Here is a 19,859-nt window from a genome sequence, read left to right on the forward strand (position 1 = left end):
GCTGATAATCTTGTTGACTATCAGTCTGACTCCACAAGCACCCACACGAATTGCTTGATTCAGTTGTTAAAGAGCGGCTGGTTAAGATCTTTCATCTCAACCGAGGCGCGCATTCTACAGCAGCCTCATTTGCTGTCAAGTGGTTATTTTCAGAAGTTTTCGAAGTTTTCTTCAACAACTTCAACCACTTGCGCTTGCGATCTCTCGTAAGCGGGAGGCGAATTCTACAGCGTTACACACTGCTGTCAACACCTCTTTTTCAACTTCCTTTTGGCTTCGATGAACTGAAGCAACTTGCTGCCGAAAACTGCGTAACTCATTGTTTACCAAGGAGTTTTCCGTTTCGACTGCGCCGGAAGTGGGGCGAATTATAGGCTTCCAGAATCTGGCGTCAAGGCTTAATTACGCTTTTGTGGCAGAAGGCGCTTTTTTAGCAATAAGGCGAGGGATTCGACGCATTACCGGCGGCACCCGCATCAACAGAAGTAGCGCACCTATAGAAGCGTAGATAGCCCACTCCTTCAGATCCGCCCGCACTATCCATAGCATGTGCAGCAAACCGAGCCCAAGAATCACATAGACCAGACGATGCAGCTTCTTCCATCGACTCCCCAACCGACGCTGGCTATAGCGGTTCGACGTAACGGCCAACATAAGGAGAGCAACAAACCCCAGCGCCCCCACAATGATGTAGGGCCGCTTGCTCAACTCTACGCCGAGCTGCGACCAATCCAGCCCCAGGACAAACACACAATAGGCCGCCAGGTGCAGCACAACATAAGCAAAGCACCACAGCCCCAACTGTCGTCGCACTGCTATCCACCCCGCCCAACCGCTCAACTTCTGCAGCGGCGTCATAGCAAGCGTGATCAGCAATAAAATGAGCGTCCCCAAACCCAGGCGATCAACGAGCACCTTGCCTGGATCAGGCCCCAGCGCAGAACTCCACGCTTCATACAACCAGAGCAATGGCCACACTGCTGCGGCTACAAACACGCCGATGCGCCAGATGGGATAGCGCATCAGTAGTTCTTCCGCAGATCGAGGCCTGTATATAAAGAAGCGACCTCATCCGAATAGCCATTGAACATCTGCGTCTCGCGCACATTCGGACTAAACAGGCCGCTCGGCAGACGGCGCTCCCGCGCCTGGGTCCAGCGCGGGTGATCGACCGTAGGATTCACATTCGCATAAAACCCATACTCATCAGATGCAATACTCTGCCAGGTCGTTTTCGGCTGCTCACTGACCAGACTGATACGCACGATGGACTTCACACTCTTGAAGCCATACTTCCACGGCACCACCAAGCGCAACGGTGCACCGTTCTGGTTAGGCAACTCCCGCCCGTACATGCCCACAGCGAGGATCGCCAACGGATTCATCGCCTCATCCAGGCGCAGCCCTTCCACATAAGGCCAATCGATCAAGCCGAAACTTGAGCGTTGCCCAGGCATGCTCTTGGGATCCTGAAGGGTTTCAAAACGGATGTACTTGGCTTTGGAGGTTGGCTCGACCTGCTTGAGCAACGCCGAGATGGGAAAGCCTATCCACGGAATCACCATGGACCATGCCTCGACGCAACGCAGGCGGTAGATGCGCTCTTCCAGCGCATAGGGTTTCATGAAGTCTTCCAGGGCATAGCGCCCAGGTTTTGCGACTTCACCATCAATCACCACACTCCAGGGCTGCGTCTTGAGCGAGCCCGCATTCGTTGCCGGGTCGCCCTTGCCTGTCCCGAACTCATAGAAGTTGTTGTAGTGAGTTGCATCCTTGAATGGCGTGATTGCCTCATCTTTGACCGTCACCGACTGCCACTTCGCATTCGGAAGTTTTTCCGTAAACCAGTTGGGCGCACTGCCCGGCTCGACGTCGGCATACCGCGAAGCATCGCCGGCACTGGCCCAACGCGGCAAGCTGCTGGCGGCAATACCGGAAAGCGCACCACCGAGCAGGCTGCGGCGAGAGAGATAGAAGGATTCAGGCGTGACATCCGATTCGTGACAATCGGACGCTTTGGGCAATTTGATTAACATGGTAACTCCGCAGCGTTGGAGAACTGATGCACCAATAGACTGCGGAGTATGGGGGAAATTACATTAAGACAATGTTTTGTCCCGACGCAGACGCAACAAGTACTGAATCGGGCCAGAAGCCGCATAGGCCAGGAACGCCAGCAGCAGGATACGCGGTGGATCACTGAACACGACCGCGAACACCAGCACCACCACAAGGATGGCCACGAAAGGCACGCGGCCCTTGAGATCAAATTCCTTGAAGCTGTTGTACTTGATGTTGCTGACCATCAGCATGCCGGCCGCTGCCACCATCAGGGCAACCAGGAACGACATCTTCGACCCCTGAATCCCGTAGTCACTGAACGCCCAGACAATACCCGCAACAACACCCGCCGCTGCCGGGCTGGCAAGGCCGATGAAGTAGCGCTTGTCGGCAGTCCCCACCTGGGTATTGAAGCGCGCCAGGCGCAAGGCGGCACCCGCGACATAGATGAAGGCAACCATCCAGCCAACCTTGCCCATGTCACCCAATGCCCAGGCAAATGCCAGCAATGCGGGGGCAACACCGAAGGCGACCATGTCCGACAGCGAGTCGTACTCGGCGCCGAAAGCGCTTTGGGTATTGGTCATGCGCGCCACGCGCCCGTCCAGGCCGTCGAGCACCATGGCCACGAAAATTGCGATAGCAGCAAAGCCAAAGTATTTGCTGGCACTCGCCGCATCACCGGCCGCCAGCGCACTCTGGGCACTCATGGAGTTGATGATGGAATAGAAACCGGCAAACAGGTTCGCCGTGGTGAACAGATTGGGCAGCAGATAGATGCCACGATGCCGGACTTTGCGGCCTTCGGCGTCATGCCCTTCTTCGACATGTTCATCGATCGGCAGCATGCTTTCGGCGTCGGAAGCCTGGTTTGGCTCTTCGGGACGTTCGCTCATGGACTTTACCTTGCAACGGTGTGAAAAAATTCGACAGATACTTGCAGCGAGTGTTCGCCTGCAAACGATGCAGCTTTATACCAGAACCAACCCCTCAAACGAAAAAACGCGGCCTAAGCCGCGTTTTCCCTTGATGCGTACGACTTAGTTTTTGGCTTTGTCGACGATCTTGTTGGCACCGATCCACGGCATCATGGAGCGCAGTTGCTCGCCGATGACTTCGATACCGTGAGCGGCGTTGTTACGACGCTTGGCGGTCATCGAAGGGTAGCCGGTAGCGCCTTCGCTGATGAACATTTTGGCGTATTCGCCGTCCTGAATACGTTTCAGGGCGTTGCGCATGGCCTGACGGGACTCGGCGTTGATCACTTCCGGACCGGTCACGTACTCGCCGTACTCGGCGTTGTTGGAGATCGAGTAGTTCATGTTGGCGATACCGCCTTCGTACATGAGGTCAACGATCAGCTTGAGTTCGTGCAGGCATTCGAAGTAGGCCATTTCCGGCGCGTAGCCAGCTTCAACCAGGGTTTCGAAACCAGCTTTTACCAGCTCAACGGTACCGCCGCACAGAACGGCTTGCTCACCGAACAGGTCAGTTTCGGTCTCGTCCTTGAAGGTAGTTTCGATGATGCCGGTACGACCGCCACCCACGCCAGCAGCGTAGGACAGTGCAACGTTCTTGGCGTTGCCCGACGCATCCTGGTAGATCGCGATCAGGTCAGGGATACCGCCGCCTTTGACGAACTCGGAACGCACGGTGTGGCCCGGTGCTTTCGGCGCGATCATGATCACGTCGAGGTCAGCGCGCGGCACGACCTGGTTGTAGTGAATCGCGAAACCGTGGGAGAAGGCCAGGGTAGCGCCCTTCTTGATGTTCGGCTCGATTTCGTTCTTGTACAGCGAGGACTGGAACTCGTCCGGGGTCAGGATCATGACCAGGTCGGCAGCCGCAACAGCAGAAGCAACGTCGGTCACTTTCAGGCCATGGGCTTCAGCCTTGGCGACAGTGGCCGAGCCTTTACGCAGGCCAACGGTCACGTCAACGCCGGAATCTTTCAGGTTGCACGCTTGAGCGTGACCCTGGGAACCGTAGCCGATGATGGCGACTTTCTTGCCCTGGATGATCGACAGGTCACAATCTTTATCGTAATAAACTTTCATGAGGTTCCTCTATATATCCAGGCCGTAAGGCCATTCGCTAATTTGGGTTAGATGCTGAGTACTTTGTCGCCACGGGCAATCCCGGTGACACCACTGCGTACGGTTTCCAGAATCGAGGCCGTCCCGATCGACTGGATGAAGCTGTCCAGTTTGTCGCTGGTACCGGTCAGTTGAACGGTATAAACGCTGGCGCTCACATCGACGATCTGCCCGCGATAAATATCGGTAGTGCGTTTGATCTCGGCGCGTTGGGCACCCGTGGCCTTGACCTTGACCAGCATCAGTTCGCGCTCGATGTGGGCGCTTTCCGACAGGTCGACCAGCTTGACCACTTCGATCAGCTTGTTGAGGTTCTTGGTGATCTGCTCGATCACCTCATCGTGGCCTACGGTGGTCAACGTCAGGCGCGACAGGGTCGGGTCTTCGGTCGGGGCCACGGTCAGGCTTTCAATGTTGTAGTTGCGTTGCGAAAACAGGCCGACAACACGGGACAAGGCGCCGGGTTCGTTCTCCAGAAGCAGGGAGATAATATGCCGCATGATTAAGTACGCTCCGTCTTGTTCAGCCACATGTCGCGCATAGAGCCGTCTTTGATCTGCATCGGGTAGACGTGCTCGCTGGTATCCACCTGAATATCGATGAACACCAGGCGGTCCTTCATGGCGAACGCTTCTTCCATCTTCGGCTTCAGATCTTTCAAATCAGTGATGCGAATGCCGACGTGGCCATAGGCTTCAACCAACTTGATGAAATCCGGCAACGATTCCATGTAGGAATGGGAGTGACGGCTACCGTAGCTCATGTCCTGCCATTGACGAACCATGCCGAGCACGCCGTTGTTCAAGCAGACGATCTTCACGGGAAGACCGTATTGCAGGCACGTCGACAGTTCTTGGATGTTCATCTGGATGCTGCCTTCGCCGGTGACGCAGGCAACGTCGGCATCCGGGAAGCTCAGTTTCACCCCCATGGCCGCAGGGAAACCAAAGCCCATCGTGCCGAGGCCACCGGAGTTGATCCAGCGGTTAGGCTTGTCGAACTTGTAGTACTGCGCCGCGAACATCTGGTGCTGGCCAACGTCGGAGGTCACAAAGGCGTCGCCCTTGGTCACTTCGCACAGGGTTTCGATCACGGTTTGTGGCTTGATGATGCTGCCGTCGCCCTTGTCATAAGGGAACAGGCCGCGATCACCGCGCCATTCGTCGATCTGCTTCCACCAACTGGCAACGGACTCCTTGTTCGGCGTTTCGCCGATGTCCTTGAGTGCAGCGACCATTTCGGTCAGTACACTTTCTACAGGCCCCACGATTGGCACATCGGCCTTGATGGTCTTGGAGATGGACGCCGGGTCGATGTCGATGTGGATGATCTTGGCATTCGGGCAGAATTTGCTCGCGCCGTTGATCACTCGGTCATCGAACCGCGCGCCCACGGCGAGGATCACATCGGCGTGGTGCATGGTGAGGTTGGCGGTGTAGCTGCCGTGCATGCCGAGCATGCCGACAAACTGACGGTCCGAACCCGGGAATGCGCCGAGGCCCATCAGGGTGTTGGTCACCGGCAGGTTGAGCAGCTTGGCCAGTTCGGTGAGTGGCGCGGAACCGCCGCCCAGAATCACGCCACCGCCGGAGTACAACACGGGGCGCTTGGCCGCCAGGAGCATTTCTGCCGCCTTGCGGATCTGCCCCGAGTGCCCACGGACGGCCGGACTGTAGGAACGCAGCTTGGCTTTCTTGGGAAAAACGTATTCGAATTTTTCGGCCGGGTTGGTCATGTCTTTCGGGATATCGACCACCACAGGGCCCGGGCGACCGGACTGTGCGAGGTAGAACGCCTTTTTCATGACTTCCGGGATTTCCGACGCGTGCTTGATCATGAAGCTGTGTTTCACGATCGGGCGGGAAATACCGATCATGTCGGTTTCCTGGAAAGCGTCGGTGCCGACCATGGTGCTAGGCACCTGGCCAGAGATGATCACCATCGGGATGGAGTCCATATACGCAGTCGCGATGCCGGTGATGGCATTGGTTGCGCCTGGGCCGGAGGTTACCAGTACCACGCCGGCTTTACCGGTGGCACGGGCGTAACCGTCAGCCATATGGGTCGCGGCCTGTTCGTGGCGAACCAGGATGTGGGTAACAGCCGGTTCCTTGAACAGTGCGTCGTAGACATGCAGCAGAGCACCACCTGGGTACCCGTAGATATAGTCGACGCCTTCGTCACGCAAAAAGCGGACGAGCATCTCACCGCCAGATAAAAGCTCCACGTTGTTCACCTCTAAAACGCCAGAATACCGTCCGTTAAAAAACCGACGGGTCTTAATAGGTTTACTTCTCAACAGAGCATGAGCGACGGTGGTCGCCGACTACGTCAGCACTGACTGAGCAAGTATTGGGATCGTCCCAAGTGTTGCGGGCTTTTCCCACCCAGCGCGAGGTAACGCGTTGCGGGTGTTACAGGTCGGCGCGGATGTGCGCCTCATGATCTGCTGAGCGGGCCTGCTTCTGGCAGTCCCGATACAGCGGACTTTGGATTCTTCTGTTTCACGCCCTTCAAGTCAAGCAATAATTGCGCTTTTTTCCAACTAAGCGCATGAGAACGCAGAAGAAAGGGCTTTGAGGAGGGATAAAACTCGCCTGAATGTCGTCAAGCGGTAGAAATGTGCGCAAGACTGCCGGAAAAACCGGCAGTCAGGCAATTAACGAGCGTCGGCGATCAATTGATCGAACTTTTTCAGCGCGTTACGCAAGCCGAGGCTCTCCCGCGGCCGGTCGGCGTAGACCATCTCGGCCATTTCCAGGATCCCCGACGCATTCGGCAAGGGCAGGTCCTGTTCCAGGATCTGCTTCATACGCGCGAGGAAGATCCACTGCAGCCACTGGTGGAAGTCCAGAGTATCGACAGAAAAAGGTTCGACACTGCTGAGGGCTTCAACACTGGGGGATACTTCATCCCACCAGCCCTGAACGCGCAGTTCGCGCTCGATCAACAATAACTGCTCGGCAATCGCGGGAAAACGCGCATCCATCAGAGGCTGACCTTGGCTTTTTGCCGCGCCTGGGCGGCACCCGCTGCATCGCCCTGGGCGGCACGCGCATCCCCGATCAAGGCCCACAGGCTGGCTTGCAGGTCTGGGCGCCCATTGGCCAGGCTCAGGCCACGGCGAGCGAATTGCTCCGCCTGGGGCGCATCGCCCTGAGCCATGCGCACCTGGGCCAGGCGATAGAGCACTTGTGGCTCACGCGGCGCCACGCGCTGGGCACGTTCAAGGCTCGACGAGGCGCCATTCAAATCGCCACCCGCCTGCTGCTGCTGAGCGGTGGTGAGCAACGCCAGCACCGGACCATCGAGTTGTTCGTCCGCCGATAACCCGCCCGCACTGGACGATGACGGAATACCGCTCGGCGTCGAAGGCATGTTGTAGGTGCCCTGATTGACCGGCGCGGTTTGAATCGGCGTGGAGTTCACCGGCCCGGAAGTGCTTGGGCCTGGGGTCCATGGCTCGGCACTGATAGGCGCCGAGGTTGCAGCCCCACTGCCGGGCACCATCACTACGACGCCGGAATCCTGGGGAATTGCCTGGGTTGCAGCTTGGGCAGGCCGTTTGACCACGGTCTGACGGAAGCCGCCATTGGCCGAAATGCGGTCGTTATTGGAAACGGACGTGCTTGAGTCCACCACAGGGATAGAGCCGCGCTGCACGCTGGAGCAACCGCCGAGCAAAACCAGAGCCGTAATTGCTGGAATCCACAACTTGTTCACTTGAAACCCTCTTTGCTTAATTCATCCAGCCCTTGACCCAATCCATCACCGATTCCGCGTCAGCAGGTGTACTGCCACCGCACGCGGCACCGGGTGGTGGTTCGCTGCCGCGAATATACGGCATCTGCACCGCGCCCGGACAGTTGGCATCGGAGCCTTGGCCGGTGTGCGGATCAATCCAGGCCTGCACAATATTGTCCGGCTGCGGCATGTTGAGCGGCAACGGGTCAGCCTTGCGCATGAAACTGGTCCATACCTGCAGCGCACCGGTGGCACCGGTGAACGGCGTCTTGCCATTGTCGTCGCGCCCCAGCCATACCACGGCCAGTACATCCTGGCCGAACCCTGCGAACCAGCTGTCGCGGGAGTCGTTGCTGGTACCGGTCTTGCCCGCCAGGGTCAGGTTCGACGGCAGCACGCTGTAGACCGAACGCCCGGTACCCTCGCGCATCACGCGCTGCATAGCGTTCTGGATCAGGTAGATGGAGCCCGCGTCGAAGCGCTGCTGAATCTGGAACGGGTAACGCTTGAGCGGTTCGCCATCGGCGGTCAGCACACTGCGAATACCGCGCATCGGCGTATTGAAGCCACCATTGGCCAGGGTCTGGTACATGGTGGTCACTTCCATCGGCGTCATGGCCGCAGCGCCCAGGAGCATGGACGGGAACGCCGGGAATTCACGTTCGACTCCCAGTCGCGCCAGAGTCTTCAGCACGTTCGGCACACCCACTTCAAGCCCCAGACGCGAGGTCGAGATGTTGTAGGAATGCGCCAATCCTTGATACAGGAACACCGTGCCATGGGAACGGCGGTCGAAGTTCTTGGGCGTCCATACCTGGCCATCCGCGCCTTTGATCGACAGCGGGTCATCGGACAGCCAACTGGTCAGCGTGTACTTGCTGGGTTTTTCCAGTGCAGTGAGATAAACCGCAGGCTTGACCAGCGAGCCAATCGGCCGCACGGCATCCAGTGCGCGGTTGAAACCGGCGAAACTGGCCTGGCGGCTGCCGATCATGGCCTGGACCTCCCCGGTTTCCGGATTGGTCACGACCATGGCGGCCTCGACTTCATCCGAGCCCTTACGGCCAGTCAGGCGCTTGAAGGTGTCGTTGACCGACGCTTCGGCCTTCATCTGCAGGATGGGGTCGAAGCTGGTGAAGATCCGCAGCCCCTCTTCGGTCAAGTCTTCGTCGCGGTAGTCTTCGCGCAGTTGGCGCTTGACCAGGTCGATAAAGCCCGGGAACGAGCTATCCGCCAGCTTGCCGCGGGTTGTCACACCCAGTGGCATTTTTTTCGCAGCGGCCACTTGTTCAGCGGTGGCCACACCCTGCTGCTCCAGTACATCGAGCACCAGGTTGCGACGTTCAAGCGCACGCTCCGGGTTGCGGCGCGGGTTGTAATAGGACGGCCCCTTGACCATCCCCACCAGCAACGCAACCTGATGCAATTTCAATTCGGACAACGGCTGCCCGAAGAAGAACTGGCTGGCCAGGCCAAAACCGTGCACGGCGCGCTGGCCATCCTGACCGACGAATACCTCGTTGAGGTAAGCCTCGAGGATTTCCTGCTTGCTGTAATGCAGCTCCAGCAACATCGCCATCAAGGCTTCGGTGAGTTTACGGGTCAGGCTGCGTTCGTTGGTCAGGTAGAAGTTCTTGACCAGTTGCTGGGTCAGCGTACTGCCGCCCTGGGTCATCTTGCCGCCGGACGTGTTGACCCAGATAGCACGGGCGATCGACTTCGGCGACACACCCCAGTGGCTATAGAAATCGCGGTCTTCGACAGCGACCAGGGTTTCGAGCAGATACGGCGGTACCTGATCGAGCTTGATCAGGATGCGATCTTCAAGATTTTTCGGGTAAATACCGCCGATCAGCAACGGTTCAAGACGCACCACCGGCAGCTTGGAGCCATTGAGCGACGACAGCTCAGCCACATAGTCGCCAGAGAAACGCACGCGCACCGGCTGGGCTTTTTCCAGGCCTTCGTAGAACTGGAAGCCACGGGTGTTCAGGTCGACGGTATTACCGCTGACCGCCGCAGCGCCAGGGCCATTGCTCACGGGTTCGCGGCGGTAGCCCAGCGCATCGAGCTCGGTAAGGAAGTCATCCTTGCTCAGCTTCTGGCCGGAGAACAGCTCCAGCGGGCGTGCATACACCTTGGCCGGAATCGTCCAGCGCTTGCCGGAGAATTTTTCCTGCACCACGGCATCGAGGTACACCGCAAGGCCGGCGACCGCCACAAGGCCCACCAGGCCAAGCTTGATCACCCAGCCCAGCCAAGGGCGCGGGCCGCGGGAAGGAGGTTTTTTACGGGAACGGGGAGATCGGGTTCGAGTCATGGCGGCGGATTATACGCACTTTATTGATGATCAACATGAGCCGGACAGCGGTTTGCACGACTGGCATCAGCAGCCATAATGCCCCCCATGATTTTCCCCAGACTTTGAAGGATCGCCCGTGAGCCAGACCCTGATCGCTGCCCTGCAAAACCCGGCCTTGTACCCTCATCCGGTTGAAGCGTTTCAAGTCATCGAGACCCATATTTCCTGGGTGATACTGACGGGGCCCTACGCTTATAAGCTGAAGAAACCGATGAACTTCGGCTTCCTGGACTTCACCCACCTGGATGATCGTGGACATTTCTGCCGCGAAGAACTGCGCCTCAACCAGCGCCTGACCGAAGATTTGTATCTTGAAGTGTTGCCGATTACCGGCACTGCCGAGGCGCCGCAACTGCGTGGCGACGGCCCGGCCATCGAGTACGCGCTGAAAATGCGCCAGTTCCCGCAAAGCCAGATGCTCAGCACCCTGCAAGCCAACGGCGAACTGACCAGCGCGCACATCGATGAGATGGCCAAGCAGATCGCCCAGTTCCACCTCAACGCCCCCAAAGTCCCGCAAGATCACCCCGCCGGCACGCCGGAAGAGGTGATGGCTCCGGTACGCCAGAACTTTGACCAGATCCGCCCGTTCCTTAGCGACAAGGCCGACCTGACTCAGCTGGAGGCTCTGCAAGCCTGGGCTGAAAGCAGCTTCGAACGCCTCAAGCCTTTGCTTGCGCAACGCAAGCTCGATGGCTATACCCGCGAATGCCACGGCGACATTCACCTGGGCAACGCCACGCTGATCGATGGCCGCGTGGTGATCTTCGACTGCATCGAGTTCAACGAGCCTTTCCGCTTTACCGACGTGTACGCCGACACCGCTTTTTTGGCGATGGACCTGGAAGATCGTGGCCTGAAATGCCTGGCACGGCGCTTCATAAGTCAGTATCTGGAATTGACCGGCGACTACCAGGGCCTGGAGCTCCTGAACTTCTATAAAGCCTACCGTGCATTGGTGCGCGCCAAGGTCGCGCTGTTCAGCATGCCGAGCGAAGCCAACCCGGTGCAACGCGCTACCACCCTGCGCCAGTACCGCAACTACGCCAACCTGGCGGAAAACTACAGCACTATCCCTTCGCGCTTCCTGGCAATCACCCATGGCGTTTCAGCCGTGGGCAAGAGCCACGTGGCCATGCGCCTGGTCGAAGCCCTGGGCGCGGTACGCCTGCGTTCGGATGTAGAGCGCAAGCGCCTGTTTGGCGAACAACAGGTAGAGAACACCCTGCAGGCCGGTATCTACAATCAGGACGCCAGCGCTGCCACCTACGCACGCCTGAACGAGATTGCCGACACCGTGCTGCGCGCCGGCTACCCGGTGGTGCTGGATGCCACTTTCCTGAAACGCGCACAGCGTGAGGCCGCCGCTCAGGTTGCCGAAGCCACTGGGGCGCCGTTCCTGATCCTCGACTGCAACGCCCCGCAAGCCGTTATCACCAGTTGGCTGGCACAACGCCAGGCGGATAAAAACGATCCGTCTGACGCCACACTGGCCGTTATCGAAGAACAACAAGCCAGTCGTGACCCGCTGACGGCCGAGGAGATGCTGCTCAGCAAGCGTGTGGAGACCAATGAAAGCGGGACGCTCGACGCGTTGGTCGGGCATATCCGTCAACACCTGCCGGGCCTGTAAGAAATATTTCTTGGTCGCGTCGTCGTCTTCGGCGCGCGACCCAGCGATAGTGGCACTATAATGGCTCTATAACGCCAACCAGAGTCGCGATCATGAGTCAGCCAAAGCTTCTTGATACCCCGCTCTACGCCTTCCTGCACAAGGACGACATCCGCGGCTTCAACCAGGAGCGCCCTGAAAATGGCCCCATCGACATGCGCGGTGGCGACTTTCGAGGGCTGGACCTGCGCGACCTGAACGCCACCGGTATTGACTTCACCGACGCCTATTTTCGCTCTGCCGACCTGCGCGGCCTGGACTTGCGTGGCTGCTCACTGGAAGGCGCCAGCCTGGCCCATGCGCAGATTTCGGGGGTTTATTTCCCGCCCGAACTCACGGCTGACGAAATACTCATGTCGGTCAATTTCGGCACTCGCCTGCGCTACCGCACCAAGTAACCCCACACACCGAGTTCCGGCCAGCCCCCCTGCCTGCCGGGCACTTTGCGCCTGCCTGCGAGCAAGCGCCGTCGCGCCATCCTTATAAGCTTTTCAGCCCTTTCTGACCAAAGAACCACGCTTTTCCTACTGAGCGCTACACTCATTTTTAGGCTGCCTGGTCACGACACCCACCGCACCATTCGGCCAACGCAAGGAGGCTTGATGAACGATGAGCTGCAACACCTGAAAAACCTTGGCAAGACGTCAGCGCAGTGGCTGCATGCGGTGGGCATCCACAGCGCGTCCGACTTGCGTCGGCTAGGGGCGGTCGATGCCTACCGAGCCGTGCGCACGCGCGGGTTTCGAGCTTCGAAGGTTCTGCTGTATGCCATTGAAGGGGCATTGATGGATGTGCACTGGAACGACATACCCACGGAGCGCAAGGAGGCCTTGAACCGTCAGTTGGAAGCGATCTCAGTACATCAGAAGAACTAGAGCGGCACTCAAACCCAGTGTTGATGGGCATTGCAAACGAGCGTTTGAGAAAACTGGATGAAGCAGGAAAACAAATGTTGACTCTCAAATGAGAATCGTTATGATTATCACAACTGGTCGCGAGATCAGCCGATAACTGAAAGACCATTGGTTCGGACTCTCAGATTATCTCCTCATCAGGCTAATCACGGTTATTTGACCCGGCTCTTGCCGGGTCTTTTTTTGCCCGCGAATTAACCGGCCTTAACGCGCAATGATCAACGGATGCCCACGCTCCGGATGCGGCTGTACCAATACATCCAGACCGAATACAGCCTTCAGTGGCTCTGGTTGCAGGACTTTAGAGGGCGTATCCAACGCGTGGGGGCGGCCGTTTTCCAGCAACAGGATCCGGTCGCAGTAGCGCGCCGCCAGGTTCAAATCATGCAGGATGACCAGCACCGCAGCGCCTCTGTCGGCAAAATGTCGGATAGTTTGCAAGGTGGTGTGTTGGTGCAGAGGGTCGAGCATTGATGTGGGCTCATCCAGCAGCAACGTCTGCCCTGCCTCACCCGGCCATAACTGCGCCAATACCCGTGCCAGGTGCACACGCTGCCGCTCGCCACCCGACAAGGCCAGGTAACTGCGGCCACTCAGGTGGCCTACATCAGCAGCCTGCAGCGCGGCGTTGATGATTTCGTCGTCGCGCAATCGCCCGGTCTGATGAGGCAAGCGGCCCATGCCCACCACCTCTTCGACACGAAAGGCAAAGTCCAGGGTGGAGGATTGTGGCAGCACCGCCAGGCGCTGGGCACGCTGCACACCGGTCATGTGCTTGAGCGCCTGCTGATCCAGCCAGACCTTGCCCTGATCCGGCTGCAACTCCCCGCACAGCGCCCCAAGCAAGGTACTTTTGCCGGCGCCATTGGGGCCCAGCACGCCCAGCACTTCGCCCGGCAATAGGTCCAAGGTGACATCGGCCAGCACAGTCTTACCACCGCGCCGGATCTGCAATGCTTCTACCCGCAACATCAGGCGCGCCCTCGTAACAATAAATAGAGGAAAAACGGCGCACCGATAAACGCAGTGACAATACCGATCGGCAGTTCCGCCGGCGCCAACGCCAGGCGCGCCACCAAATCAGCAAACAACAGCAGGCTCGCACCCGCCAGCACTGAAGCCGGCAACAATACCCGATGGTCCGGGCCCGCCAGCAGCCGCACCAGATGTGGCACCACCAACCCGACAAAACCAATCATGCCCGCCGCTGCTACTGCGGCGCCAACGCCCAGGGCCGTGCAGAACACCAACTCGCGCTTGAGCCCCTCGACATCAATACCGAGATGGTTGGCCTCGGACTCACCCAGCAACAACGCGTTCAGCGCCTTGGCCCGGCGCGGTAACCACAGCGCCACCCCTGCACTCACCAGCAGCAAGGGCCACAACCTTGAATAACTTGCGCCATTGAGGCTGCCCAGGTTCCAGAACGTGAGGGTGCGCAAGGTGGCATCGTCCGCCAGATAGGTAAACAGGCCTACGGTGGAACTGGCCAGGGCCGTCAGCGCGATACCGGCAAGCAACATCGTCGCGACATTGGTCTGGCCATTGCGACGCCCCAGGCGATAGACCAATGCCGTGACGCCCAGGCCACCGAGAAATGCGCACAGCGACAACAGATACGGCCCGAAAGCATCCGGCAGCCCGCCAAAGAGCGAGCCACCGACAATCGCCACCGCCGCTCCCAGCGCCGCCCCGCTGGACACGCCGACCAAGCCAGGGTCGGCCAGCGGGTTGCGGAACAACCCCTGCATCGCCACGCCCGACAACGCCAGCACACCGCCGACCGCCAGCCCCAACAGGGTCCGCGGCAGGCGAATCTGCCCCAGGATCAACTCGGCCTGCTCCAACCCCTGGGCCTCAATCGGTACGCCCATCAGCCTTAACGCAGCCCTGAGGGTGTCCACTAACGGCAGGCTGACCGGCCCCAGTGCCAATGAGAGCCAGATCGCCAATACACACAGCAGCGATAGCCCGATAAACAGCGTTTTTGGCTTAACCAGAGTGGTCATGGAGCAGGCTTAGGCTGGGACGGATAAAAACCGGCAGACAGTTTCTCCAGGCTTTGCGGCAATCGGGGCCCAAGGCCGCCTACCAGCAAGGTCGGATCCAACTCAAACACGCGGCCACTCTTGGCTGCCGGCGTAGAGGCAAGGATCGGGTTTTCTTTGAACAAGGCTGCGCGCGCCGCGTCACCGGTCAGGGCGCGATCAGCAAATACCAGCACCTCAGGGCTCAACCCTGCCAGCGATTCGACGGAAAACGGCTTGTATCCCACATGCGTGGCGAGATTACGCCCCCCAGCCTGCTGCAACATCCAATCAGCGGCGGTGTCCTTGCCCGCGATCAGCGGCTTGCCACCGGCATGGCCGAGCAGCAACAGCACGCCTGGAGCTTTTTGTGTGGCCTGGGCCTTGGCCACCCAATTTTTTTGCTGTGCCAGCGCCTGCTCATACACGGCAAACAAGGCATTAGCCTGGTCCTCACTGCCGAGTAGTTTCCCCAGGTGTGCAAGGTTGCCTTTGAGCGTGGGCAAATCCGGCTGGGCCGAGAACATATCCACCTGCACCCCGGCACTGCGAATCTGCGCCAGCACCGGCGGAGGCCCCATTTCCTCCGTGCCCACAAGGATTTGCGGACGCAGGCTGAGAATGCCTTCGGCCGACAACTGCCGCTGGTAACCAATGCTCGGCAAGGCCTTGAGCGAGGCGGGATGCTGACTGGTGGTATCCACTCCCACCAACTTCGATTCACCGCCCAGGGCCGTCACCCACTCCGACAGCGCCCCACCGGCACTCACCCAGCGTTGCGGCAGTTCAGAGGCGTGCGCCCCAGGGTTGACCAGCAGTGAGGCAACAAGCGCAATAGCGCTGGTACTCAGGCGCATAACAGGGTTTCCTTCCTAGGGCAGGGCCACTCAAGCACTCATTGATGTGACAGATAACCCCTGCCAGGCATCGTATTGAGCACCCAGTCAACTGACGGGCGAAGCGGGCATTTGATAATTGTTTGCATTTGAACGTCAAGGCACTTAAGGATTGAAATGAAGTTTCTCTGCACCTCAGGCGACCTCGCCCCCAACAGCAGCCGCGGTTTTGATATCGATGGCCACAGGCTGTTGGCGGTGCGTCGGGACGGCATTGCGTACTTCTATCTCAACCGCTGCCCCCATCGTGGTATCCCGCTGGAATGGCAACCTGATCGCTTCCTCGACGACAGCGCCAGCCTGATCCAATGCGCCACCCATGGCGCATTGTTTCTGATTGAAAGCGGCGAGTGCATCGCCGGGCCCTGCGCAGGCCAACACCTCACTGCCCTGCCCGGCCGTGAAGACGAACAAGGATTGTGGGTCGATCTCTAATCGCCCAGCAGCACTTTCAGCCGACGCTCGACGTAAATCTCCTGAGGCGTGACCCATACGCCGTAGGCCAGCACCTCCACACCTGCGGCCTTGGCCTCACGTAGCGCGGTCGCATAACCAGCGTCGATTTCCACAGCCGGGCGCACCGCGTCGATCCCCGACAGGTTCACGCAATACAGCTGCACCGCCCGTATACCGTCGCGCGCCAGGTGGGCCAGCTCACGCAAGTGCTTGGCACCGCGCTGCGTCACCGCATCGGGGAAAGCCGCCACTGAGCTGCCATCAAAGCCCAGGGTGACGCTTTTGACCTCGACAAACGCAGCGCCCTGAGGGTAATCCAGGCGAAAGTCGATGCGGCTTTTCTCCTGGCCATAAGGCACCTCACGCTTCAACGCAGTAAAGCCGTTGAGCTCAGTGATCACACCGGCCAGCAAGGCTTCTTCCACCAACTGGTTGGCACGCGCGGTGTTGACGCACGCCAGCCGGCCCTGGGGCGTTTCGGCAATTTCCCACGTGCCAGGCAGCTTGCGCTTGGGATCCGTAGAACGGCTGAACCAGACCTGGCCACCTTCGACCATGCAGTTGAGCATCGAACCGGTGTTAGGGCAGTGAATGGTGAGTAACTCGCCGGTAACGGTTTCGATATCGGTGAGAAAGCGCTTGTAGCGGCGGATCAGCCGCCCTTCTTCAAGAGGAGGATTAAAACGCATCAGCCTTGCCAACTCCGCAAACCACGGGCAATCCGCTCCACCGCTTCTTGCAGCCGATCGAGGTTTTGCGTGTAGGCAAAACGCACATGGTGCCCCGCCTGGTAGCGACCGAAATCCAACCCGGGCGTAAAGGCCACATGCTCGGTTTCGAGGAAATGACGGCAAAACGCGAAGGCATCGCCGCCGAACGCGCTGATATCGGCATACAGATAAAAGGCTCCCTCGGGCTCCACGGCGATACCGAACCCCAGCTCACGCAGAGCCGGCAGCAGGAAGTCTCGGCGGCGACCAAATTCGGCACGGCGCTGCTCCAGAATCTCCAGGGTTTGCGGGGTGAAACAAGCCAAGGCGGCATGTTGGGCCATGCTTGGCGCACTGATGTAGAGGTTCTGCGCCAACTTCTCCAACTCACCCACCGCTTCAGGGGGGGCCACCAGCCAACCGAGGCGCCAGCCGGTCATGCCGAAATACTTCGAAAAACTATTCAGGACAAAGGCGTCATCATCGACTTCCAGCACGCTGGCGGCGTCGGTGCCGTAGGTGAGTCCGTGATAAATCTCGTCGACCACCAGGTGACCGTTGCGCGCCTTGATGGCGCCCGACAGCCCAGCCAACTCGTCCCGGGTGAGGATCGTGCCGGTGGGGTTGGCGGGCGATGCCACCAATGCACCGACACTGTCCTGGTCCCAATGCCTGGCCACCAGATCGGCGGTCAACTGGTAGCGTACGTCTGGGCCGACCGGCACCAACTGCGCCGCGCCTTCCACAAGGCGCAGGAAGTGCCGGTTGCAGGGGTAGCCTGGGTCCGCCAGCAGCCAATGCTTACCCGGATCCACCAGCAAACTGCTGGCCAGCAATAACGCGCCGGAGCCACCGGGGGTGACCAGAATGCGCTGCGGGTCGATGCTCAATCCGTAGCGTTGCTGGTAGAAACCACTGATGGCCTCGCGCAACTCCGGCAAGCCGCGGGCGGCGGTGTAGCGCGTTTTACCGTTTGCCAACGCCGCTTGGCCGGCCTGTATGATCGGCTCGGCGGTGGTGAAGTCCGGCTCGCCGATTTCCAGGTGGATCACGTCGTGACCGGCTGCCTGCAGCTCATTGGCACGCGCCAGTAACGCCATGACATGAAAAGGTTCGATGGCGCGACTACGCGCACTGTAGGGCTGAGCCATTAGCCTTCCTTAGACGGTGAGGACAAAATCTGGATTCTACCGAACCCTCACGGTAAAACATGCTCTATTGCCTGATTGGGGCTGCAAGTGCACCCTGCGCGCGCTCGTAAAACAGCTAAAATCAACATTCGAGGCGATACATACCCAGTCATGGCGGGCTGCTGCGGTTTACAACCCCTTTGCCTTGGGCCTCGACAACCGGGAGTAGCGCACCCTGAATCTATCTGGTAAGTTCGCCCGCTTGCAGCCGCAGGGCCGGCAGGTGTCGGTGACGTTGCAATCCTGCGCAATGGATTAGAAGAGTGAGAGGCGGTCTATTCATGTCCACCCAAGCAAAGCAACAGCAGACTCAAGGCCTCGGCGGCTTCGAACCCTATGTCGAAAAAAAGGGCGAGGAGTACATGGGCGAGCCCATGCGCGAGCACTTCACCAAGATCCTCAACAAGTGGAAACAGGACTTGATGCAGGAAGTCGACCGTACGGTTGACCATATGAAGGATGAAGCGGCCAACTTCCCTGACCCGGCCGATCGCGCCAGCCAGGAAGAAGAGTTCGCCCTCGAACTGCGCGCCCGCGATCGCGAGCGCAAGTTGATCAAGAAGATCGACAAGACCCTGCAACTGATCAAAGACGAAGAATACGGCTGGTGTGAATCCTGCGGCGTCGAAATCGGTATTCGCCGACTGGAAGCCCGTCCAACCGCGGACCTGTGCGTAGACTGCAAGACCTTGGCTGAAATCAAGGAAAAACAGGTCGGCAAGTAACTTTGCCGAGTTGAACGAGTGGAGCGTGCGAACGCTCCATTTTTGTTTCTGGCGTTCACCGGTTATGCAGTAGTATCCGGGCCATGACAGCCTCTACCTATATTGGGCGTTTCGCCCCCACACCCAGCGGCCATTTGCACTTCGGTTCCCTGGTTGCCGCCCTCGCCTCCTACCTCGATGCACGCGCCCACCACGGCCGTTGGTTGATGCGCATGGAAGACCTTGACCCTCCCCGTGAAGAGCCCGGCGCTCAGGCGGCGATCCTGCATGCGCTGGAAAGCTACGGCTTTGAATGGGATGGCGAACTGGTTCGCCAGAGCGAGCGGCATGATGCCTACGCTAAAATGCTCAACGACCTGTTCAACCACGGCCTGGCCTACGCCTGCACCTGCTCGCGCAAGCAATTGGAGCCCTACAACGGGATTTACCCAGGCTTGTGCCGCAATGCCGGCCACGAACAGCAGGATGCCGCGATCCGCCTGCGCGTGCCCGAGTTGGAATATCACTTTGTCGACCGCGTCCAGGGCGAGTTCCGGCAACATCTGGGGCGCGATGCCGGCGACTTCATCATTCGTCGGCGCGATGGCCTCTACGCCTACCAACTGGCGGTGGTGCTCGACGACGCCTGGCAAGGTGTAACCGATATCGTACGCGGCGCCGACCTGCTCGACTCCACGCCGCGCCAGCTTTACTTGCAAGAACTGCTCGGCCTGCGCCAACCCCGTTACTTGCACGTGCCGCTGATCGTGCAGCCAGACGGCAACAAGCTGGGCAAGTCCTACCGCTCTCCACCGTTGACAGCCGACCAGGCCACGCCTTTGCTGCTCAGAGCGCTGCGTGCCCTTGGCCAACAGCCCAACGCGCAGTTGCAGTACGCCAGCCCACGAGAACTGCTGGATTGGGGCATTGCACACTGGGACGCCACCCGCATCCCGCGCACACTGACCCTGGCCGAAGCGCAATTGAGTTGAAGGCGCTTGCAGGTTGCCCATCATCCGTTAACATC

At 59.2% G+C, this 19,859-nt stretch carries 20 protein-coding genes; 6 read left to right on the forward strand and 14 right to left on the reverse strand.

Annotated elements, in window-relative coordinates; translation table 11 throughout:
- Positions 1 to 402: 402 nt before the first annotated feature.
- The 9 genes from msrQ to mrcB form a co-directional block, all read right to left on the reverse strand.
- On the reverse strand, positions 403 to 1,023 hold the full coding sequence (gene msrQ, locus AC1RAC_RS14400; protein WP_034127029.1) for a protein-methionine-sulfoxide reductase heme-binding subunit MsrQ: 621 nt from the start codon (positions 1,021 to 1,023) through the stop codon (positions 403 to 405).
- Positions 1,023 to 2,036 (reverse strand): protein-methionine-sulfoxide reductase catalytic subunit MsrP, encoded by a 1,014-nt coding sequence (gene msrP, locus AC1RAC_RS14405; protein ID WP_492616683.1) that lies wholly within the window; start codon positions 2,034 to 2,036, stop codon positions 1,023 to 1,025. The genes msrQ and msrP overlap by 1 nt, the downstream gene beginning before the upstream one ends.
- A 63-nt stretch (positions 2,037 to 2,099) precedes the next feature.
- Positions 2,100 to 2,957, reverse strand: coding sequence for a CDP-diacylglycerol--serine O-phosphatidyltransferase (pssA, locus tag AC1RAC_RS14410; protein WP_014719927.1), 858 nt, complete (start codon positions 2,955 to 2,957; stop codon positions 2,100 to 2,102).
- Between the two features lie 144 nt (positions 2,958 to 3,101).
- On the reverse strand, positions 3,102 to 4,118 hold the full coding sequence (gene ilvC, locus AC1RAC_RS14415) for a ketol-acid reductoisomerase (RefSeq protein WP_003194132.1): 1,017 nt from the start codon (positions 4,116 to 4,118) through the stop codon (positions 3,102 to 3,104).
- Positions 4,119 to 4,165: 47 nt separating this feature from the next.
- A complete protein-coding gene (gene ilvN, locus AC1RAC_RS14420; protein WP_003176102.1) occupies positions 4,166 to 4,657 on the reverse strand; it encodes an acetolactate synthase small subunit in 492 nt (163 codons plus the stop codon).
- A gap of 2 nt (positions 4,658 to 4,659) precedes the next feature.
- On the reverse strand, positions 4,660 to 6,384 hold the full coding sequence (locus AC1RAC_RS14425; RefSeq protein ID WP_014719928.1) for an acetolactate synthase 3 large subunit: 1,725 nt from the start codon (positions 6,382 to 6,384) through the stop codon (positions 4,660 to 4,662).
- Positions 6,385 to 6,816: 432 nt separating this feature from the next.
- Positions 6,817 to 7,146 carry a YqcC family protein gene (locus AC1RAC_RS14430; protein WP_057975454.1) on the reverse strand — a complete coding sequence of 110 codons (330 nt, stop codon included), beginning with the start codon at positions 7,144 to 7,146 and terminating at the stop codon, positions 6,817 to 6,819.
- Entirely contained in the window at positions 7,146 to 7,880 is a 735-nt protein-coding gene (locus tag AC1RAC_RS14435) for a tetratricopeptide repeat protein (RefSeq protein ID WP_034127026.1), read from the reverse strand. The genes AC1RAC_RS14430 and AC1RAC_RS14435 overlap by 1 nt, the downstream gene beginning before the upstream one ends.
- A gap of 16 nt (positions 7,881 to 7,896) precedes the next feature.
- The gene (gene mrcB / locus AC1RAC_RS14440; protein WP_492616684.1) at positions 7,897 to 10,221 is read right to left on the reverse strand and encodes a penicillin-binding protein 1B; all 2,325 of its coding nucleotides are present in this window, start codon (positions 10,219 to 10,221) and stop codon (positions 7,897 to 7,899) included.
- A 118-nt stretch (positions 10,222 to 10,339) separates the two neighbouring features.
- Between mrcB and AC1RAC_RS14445 the strand changes: the two genes are divergently transcribed.
- The 3 genes from AC1RAC_RS14445 (at position 10,340) to AC1RAC_RS14455 (ending at position 12,810) form a co-directional block, all read left to right on the forward strand.
- The gene (locus tag AC1RAC_RS14445; RefSeq protein ID WP_492616685.1) at positions 10,340 to 11,896 is read left to right on the forward strand and encodes a bifunctional aminoglycoside phosphotransferase/ATP-binding protein; all 1,557 of its coding nucleotides are present in this window, start codon (positions 10,340 to 10,342) and stop codon (positions 11,894 to 11,896) included.
- A 92-nt stretch (positions 11,897 to 11,988) separates the two neighbouring features.
- Complete coding sequence (locus tag AC1RAC_RS14450) at positions 11,989 to 12,333, forward strand: pentapeptide repeat-containing protein (protein ID WP_089042454.1); 345 nt, start codon at positions 11,989 to 11,991, stop codon at positions 12,331 to 12,333.
- A gap of 204 nt (positions 12,334 to 12,537) precedes the next feature.
- Positions 12,538 to 12,810, forward strand: coding sequence for a TfoX/Sxy family protein (locus tag AC1RAC_RS14455; RefSeq protein WP_003194139.1), 273 nt, complete (start codon positions 12,538 to 12,540; stop codon positions 12,808 to 12,810).
- Between the two features lie 243 nt (positions 12,811 to 13,053).
- Here the strand turns inward: AC1RAC_RS14455 and AC1RAC_RS14460 are convergent, their stop codons facing one another.
- The 3 genes from AC1RAC_RS14460 to AC1RAC_RS14470 are packed head-to-tail and all read right to left on the reverse strand — an operon-like array spanning position 13,054 to position 15,733.
- Positions 13,054 to 13,821, reverse strand: a complete 768-nt coding sequence (locus AC1RAC_RS14460) for a heme ABC transporter ATP-binding protein (RefSeq protein ID WP_492616686.1) — start codon at positions 13,819 to 13,821, stop codon at positions 13,054 to 13,056.
- Entirely contained in the window at positions 13,821 to 14,858 is a 1,038-nt protein-coding gene (locus AC1RAC_RS14465; RefSeq protein WP_057975459.1) for a FecCD family ABC transporter permease, read from the reverse strand. Before AC1RAC_RS14465 ends, AC1RAC_RS14460 begins: the two co-directional genes overlap by 1 nt.
- Positions 14,855 to 15,733, reverse strand: a complete 879-nt coding sequence (locus AC1RAC_RS14470) for a heme/hemin ABC transporter substrate-binding protein (protein ID WP_060764111.1) — start codon at positions 15,731 to 15,733, stop codon at positions 14,855 to 14,857. Before AC1RAC_RS14470 ends, AC1RAC_RS14465 begins: the two co-directional genes overlap by 4 nt.
- Before the next feature lie 156 nt (positions 15,734 to 15,889).
- Here AC1RAC_RS14470 and AC1RAC_RS14475 point away from each other — a divergent pair, with 156 nt between their 5' ends.
- A complete protein-coding gene (locus AC1RAC_RS14475) occupies positions 15,890 to 16,207 on the forward strand; it encodes a Rieske (2Fe-2S) protein (RefSeq protein ID WP_034127019.1) in 318 nt (105 codons plus the stop codon).
- Here AC1RAC_RS14475 and sfsA read toward each other — a convergent pair.
- On the reverse strand, positions 16,204 to 16,917 hold the full coding sequence (gene sfsA, locus AC1RAC_RS14480) for a DNA/RNA nuclease SfsA (RefSeq protein ID WP_057975462.1): 714 nt from the start codon (positions 16,915 to 16,917) through the stop codon (positions 16,204 to 16,206). The two genes, AC1RAC_RS14475 and sfsA, sit on opposite strands and share 4 nt — an antisense overlap.
- Positions 16,917 to 18,089 (reverse strand): pyridoxal phosphate-dependent aminotransferase, encoded by a 1,173-nt coding sequence (locus AC1RAC_RS14485; protein WP_054898029.1) that lies wholly within the window; start codon positions 18,087 to 18,089, stop codon positions 16,917 to 16,919. Before AC1RAC_RS14485 ends, sfsA begins: the two co-directional genes overlap by 1 nt.
- A gap of 320 nt (positions 18,090 to 18,409) precedes the next feature.
- On the opposite strand from AC1RAC_RS14485, the gene dksA reads away from it, so the two are divergent.
- Together dksA and gluQRS are read left to right on the forward strand one after the other, a co-directional pair.
- Positions 18,410 to 18,853, forward strand: coding sequence for an RNA polymerase-binding protein DksA (gene dksA, locus AC1RAC_RS14490; RefSeq protein ID WP_003194150.1), 444 nt, complete (start codon positions 18,410 to 18,412; stop codon positions 18,851 to 18,853).
- 83 nt (positions 18,854 to 18,936) lie between these two features.
- Complete coding sequence (gluQRS, locus tag AC1RAC_RS14495) at positions 18,937 to 19,824, forward strand: tRNA glutamyl-Q(34) synthetase GluQRS (protein WP_089042455.1); 888 nt, start codon at positions 18,937 to 18,939, stop codon at positions 19,822 to 19,824.
- The last annotated feature ends 35 nt before the right edge of the window (positions 19,825 to 19,859 follow it).

The sequence above is a fragment of the Pseudomonas sp. GW823-FHT02F05 genome (assembly GCF_058797315.1).

Coding starts and splice junctions, on each gene's coding strand:
- msrQ (WP_034127029.1), bottom strand. CDS start 1,023: ATGCGCTATCCCATCTGGCGCATCGGCGTGTTTGTAGCCGCAGCAGTG.
- msrP (WP_492616683.1), bottom strand. CDS start 2,036: ATGTTAATCAAATTGCCCAAAGCGTCCGATTGTCACGAATCGGATGTC.
- pssA (WP_014719927.1), bottom strand. CDS start 2,957: ATGAGCGAACGTCCCGAAGAGCCAAACCAGGCTTCCGACGCCGAAAGC.
- ilvC (WP_003194132.1), bottom strand. CDS start 4,118: ATGAAAGTTTATTACGATAAAGATTGTGACCTGTCGATCATCCAGGGC.
- ilvN (WP_003176102.1), bottom strand. CDS start 4,657: ATGCGGCATATTATCTCCCTGCTTCTGGAGAACGAACCCGGCGCCTTG.
- AC1RAC_RS14430 (WP_057975454.1), bottom strand. CDS start 7,146: ATGGATGCGCGTTTTCCCGCGATTGCCGAGCAGTTATTGTTGATCGAG.
- mrcB (WP_492616684.1), bottom strand. CDS start 10,221: ATGACTCGAACCCGATCTCCCCGTTCCCGTAAAAAACCTCCTTCCCGC.
- AC1RAC_RS14450 (WP_089042454.1), top strand. CDS start 11,989: ATGAGTCAGCCAAAGCTTCTTGATACCCCGCTCTACGCCTTCCTGCAC.
- AC1RAC_RS14455 (WP_003194139.1), top strand. CDS start 12,538: ATGAACGATGAGCTGCAACACCTGAAAAACCTTGGCAAGACGTCAGCG.
- AC1RAC_RS14460 (WP_492616686.1), bottom strand. CDS start 13,821: ATGTTGCGGGTAGAAGCATTGCAGATCCGGCGCGGTGGTAAGACTGTG.
- AC1RAC_RS14465 (WP_057975459.1), bottom strand. CDS start 14,858: ATGACCACTCTGGTTAAGCCAAAAACGCTGTTTATCGGGCTATCGCTG.
- AC1RAC_RS14470 (WP_060764111.1), bottom strand. CDS start 15,733: ATGCGCCTGAGTACCAGCGCTATTGCGCTTGTTGCCTCACTGCTGGTC.
- AC1RAC_RS14475 (WP_034127019.1), top strand. CDS start 15,890: ATGAAGTTTCTCTGCACCTCAGGCGACCTCGCCCCCAACAGCAGCCGC.
- sfsA (WP_057975462.1), bottom strand. CDS start 16,917: ATGCGTTTTAATCCTCCTCTTGAAGAAGGGCGGCTGATCCGCCGCTAC.
- AC1RAC_RS14485 (WP_054898029.1), bottom strand. CDS start 18,089: ATGGCTCAGCCCTACAGTGCGCGTAGTCGCGCCATCGAACCTTTTCAT.
- dksA (WP_003194150.1), top strand. CDS start 18,410: ATGTCCACCCAAGCAAAGCAACAGCAGACTCAAGGCCTCGGCGGCTTC.
- gluQRS (WP_089042455.1), top strand. CDS start 18,937: ATGACAGCCTCTACCTATATTGGGCGTTTCGCCCCCACACCCAGCGGC.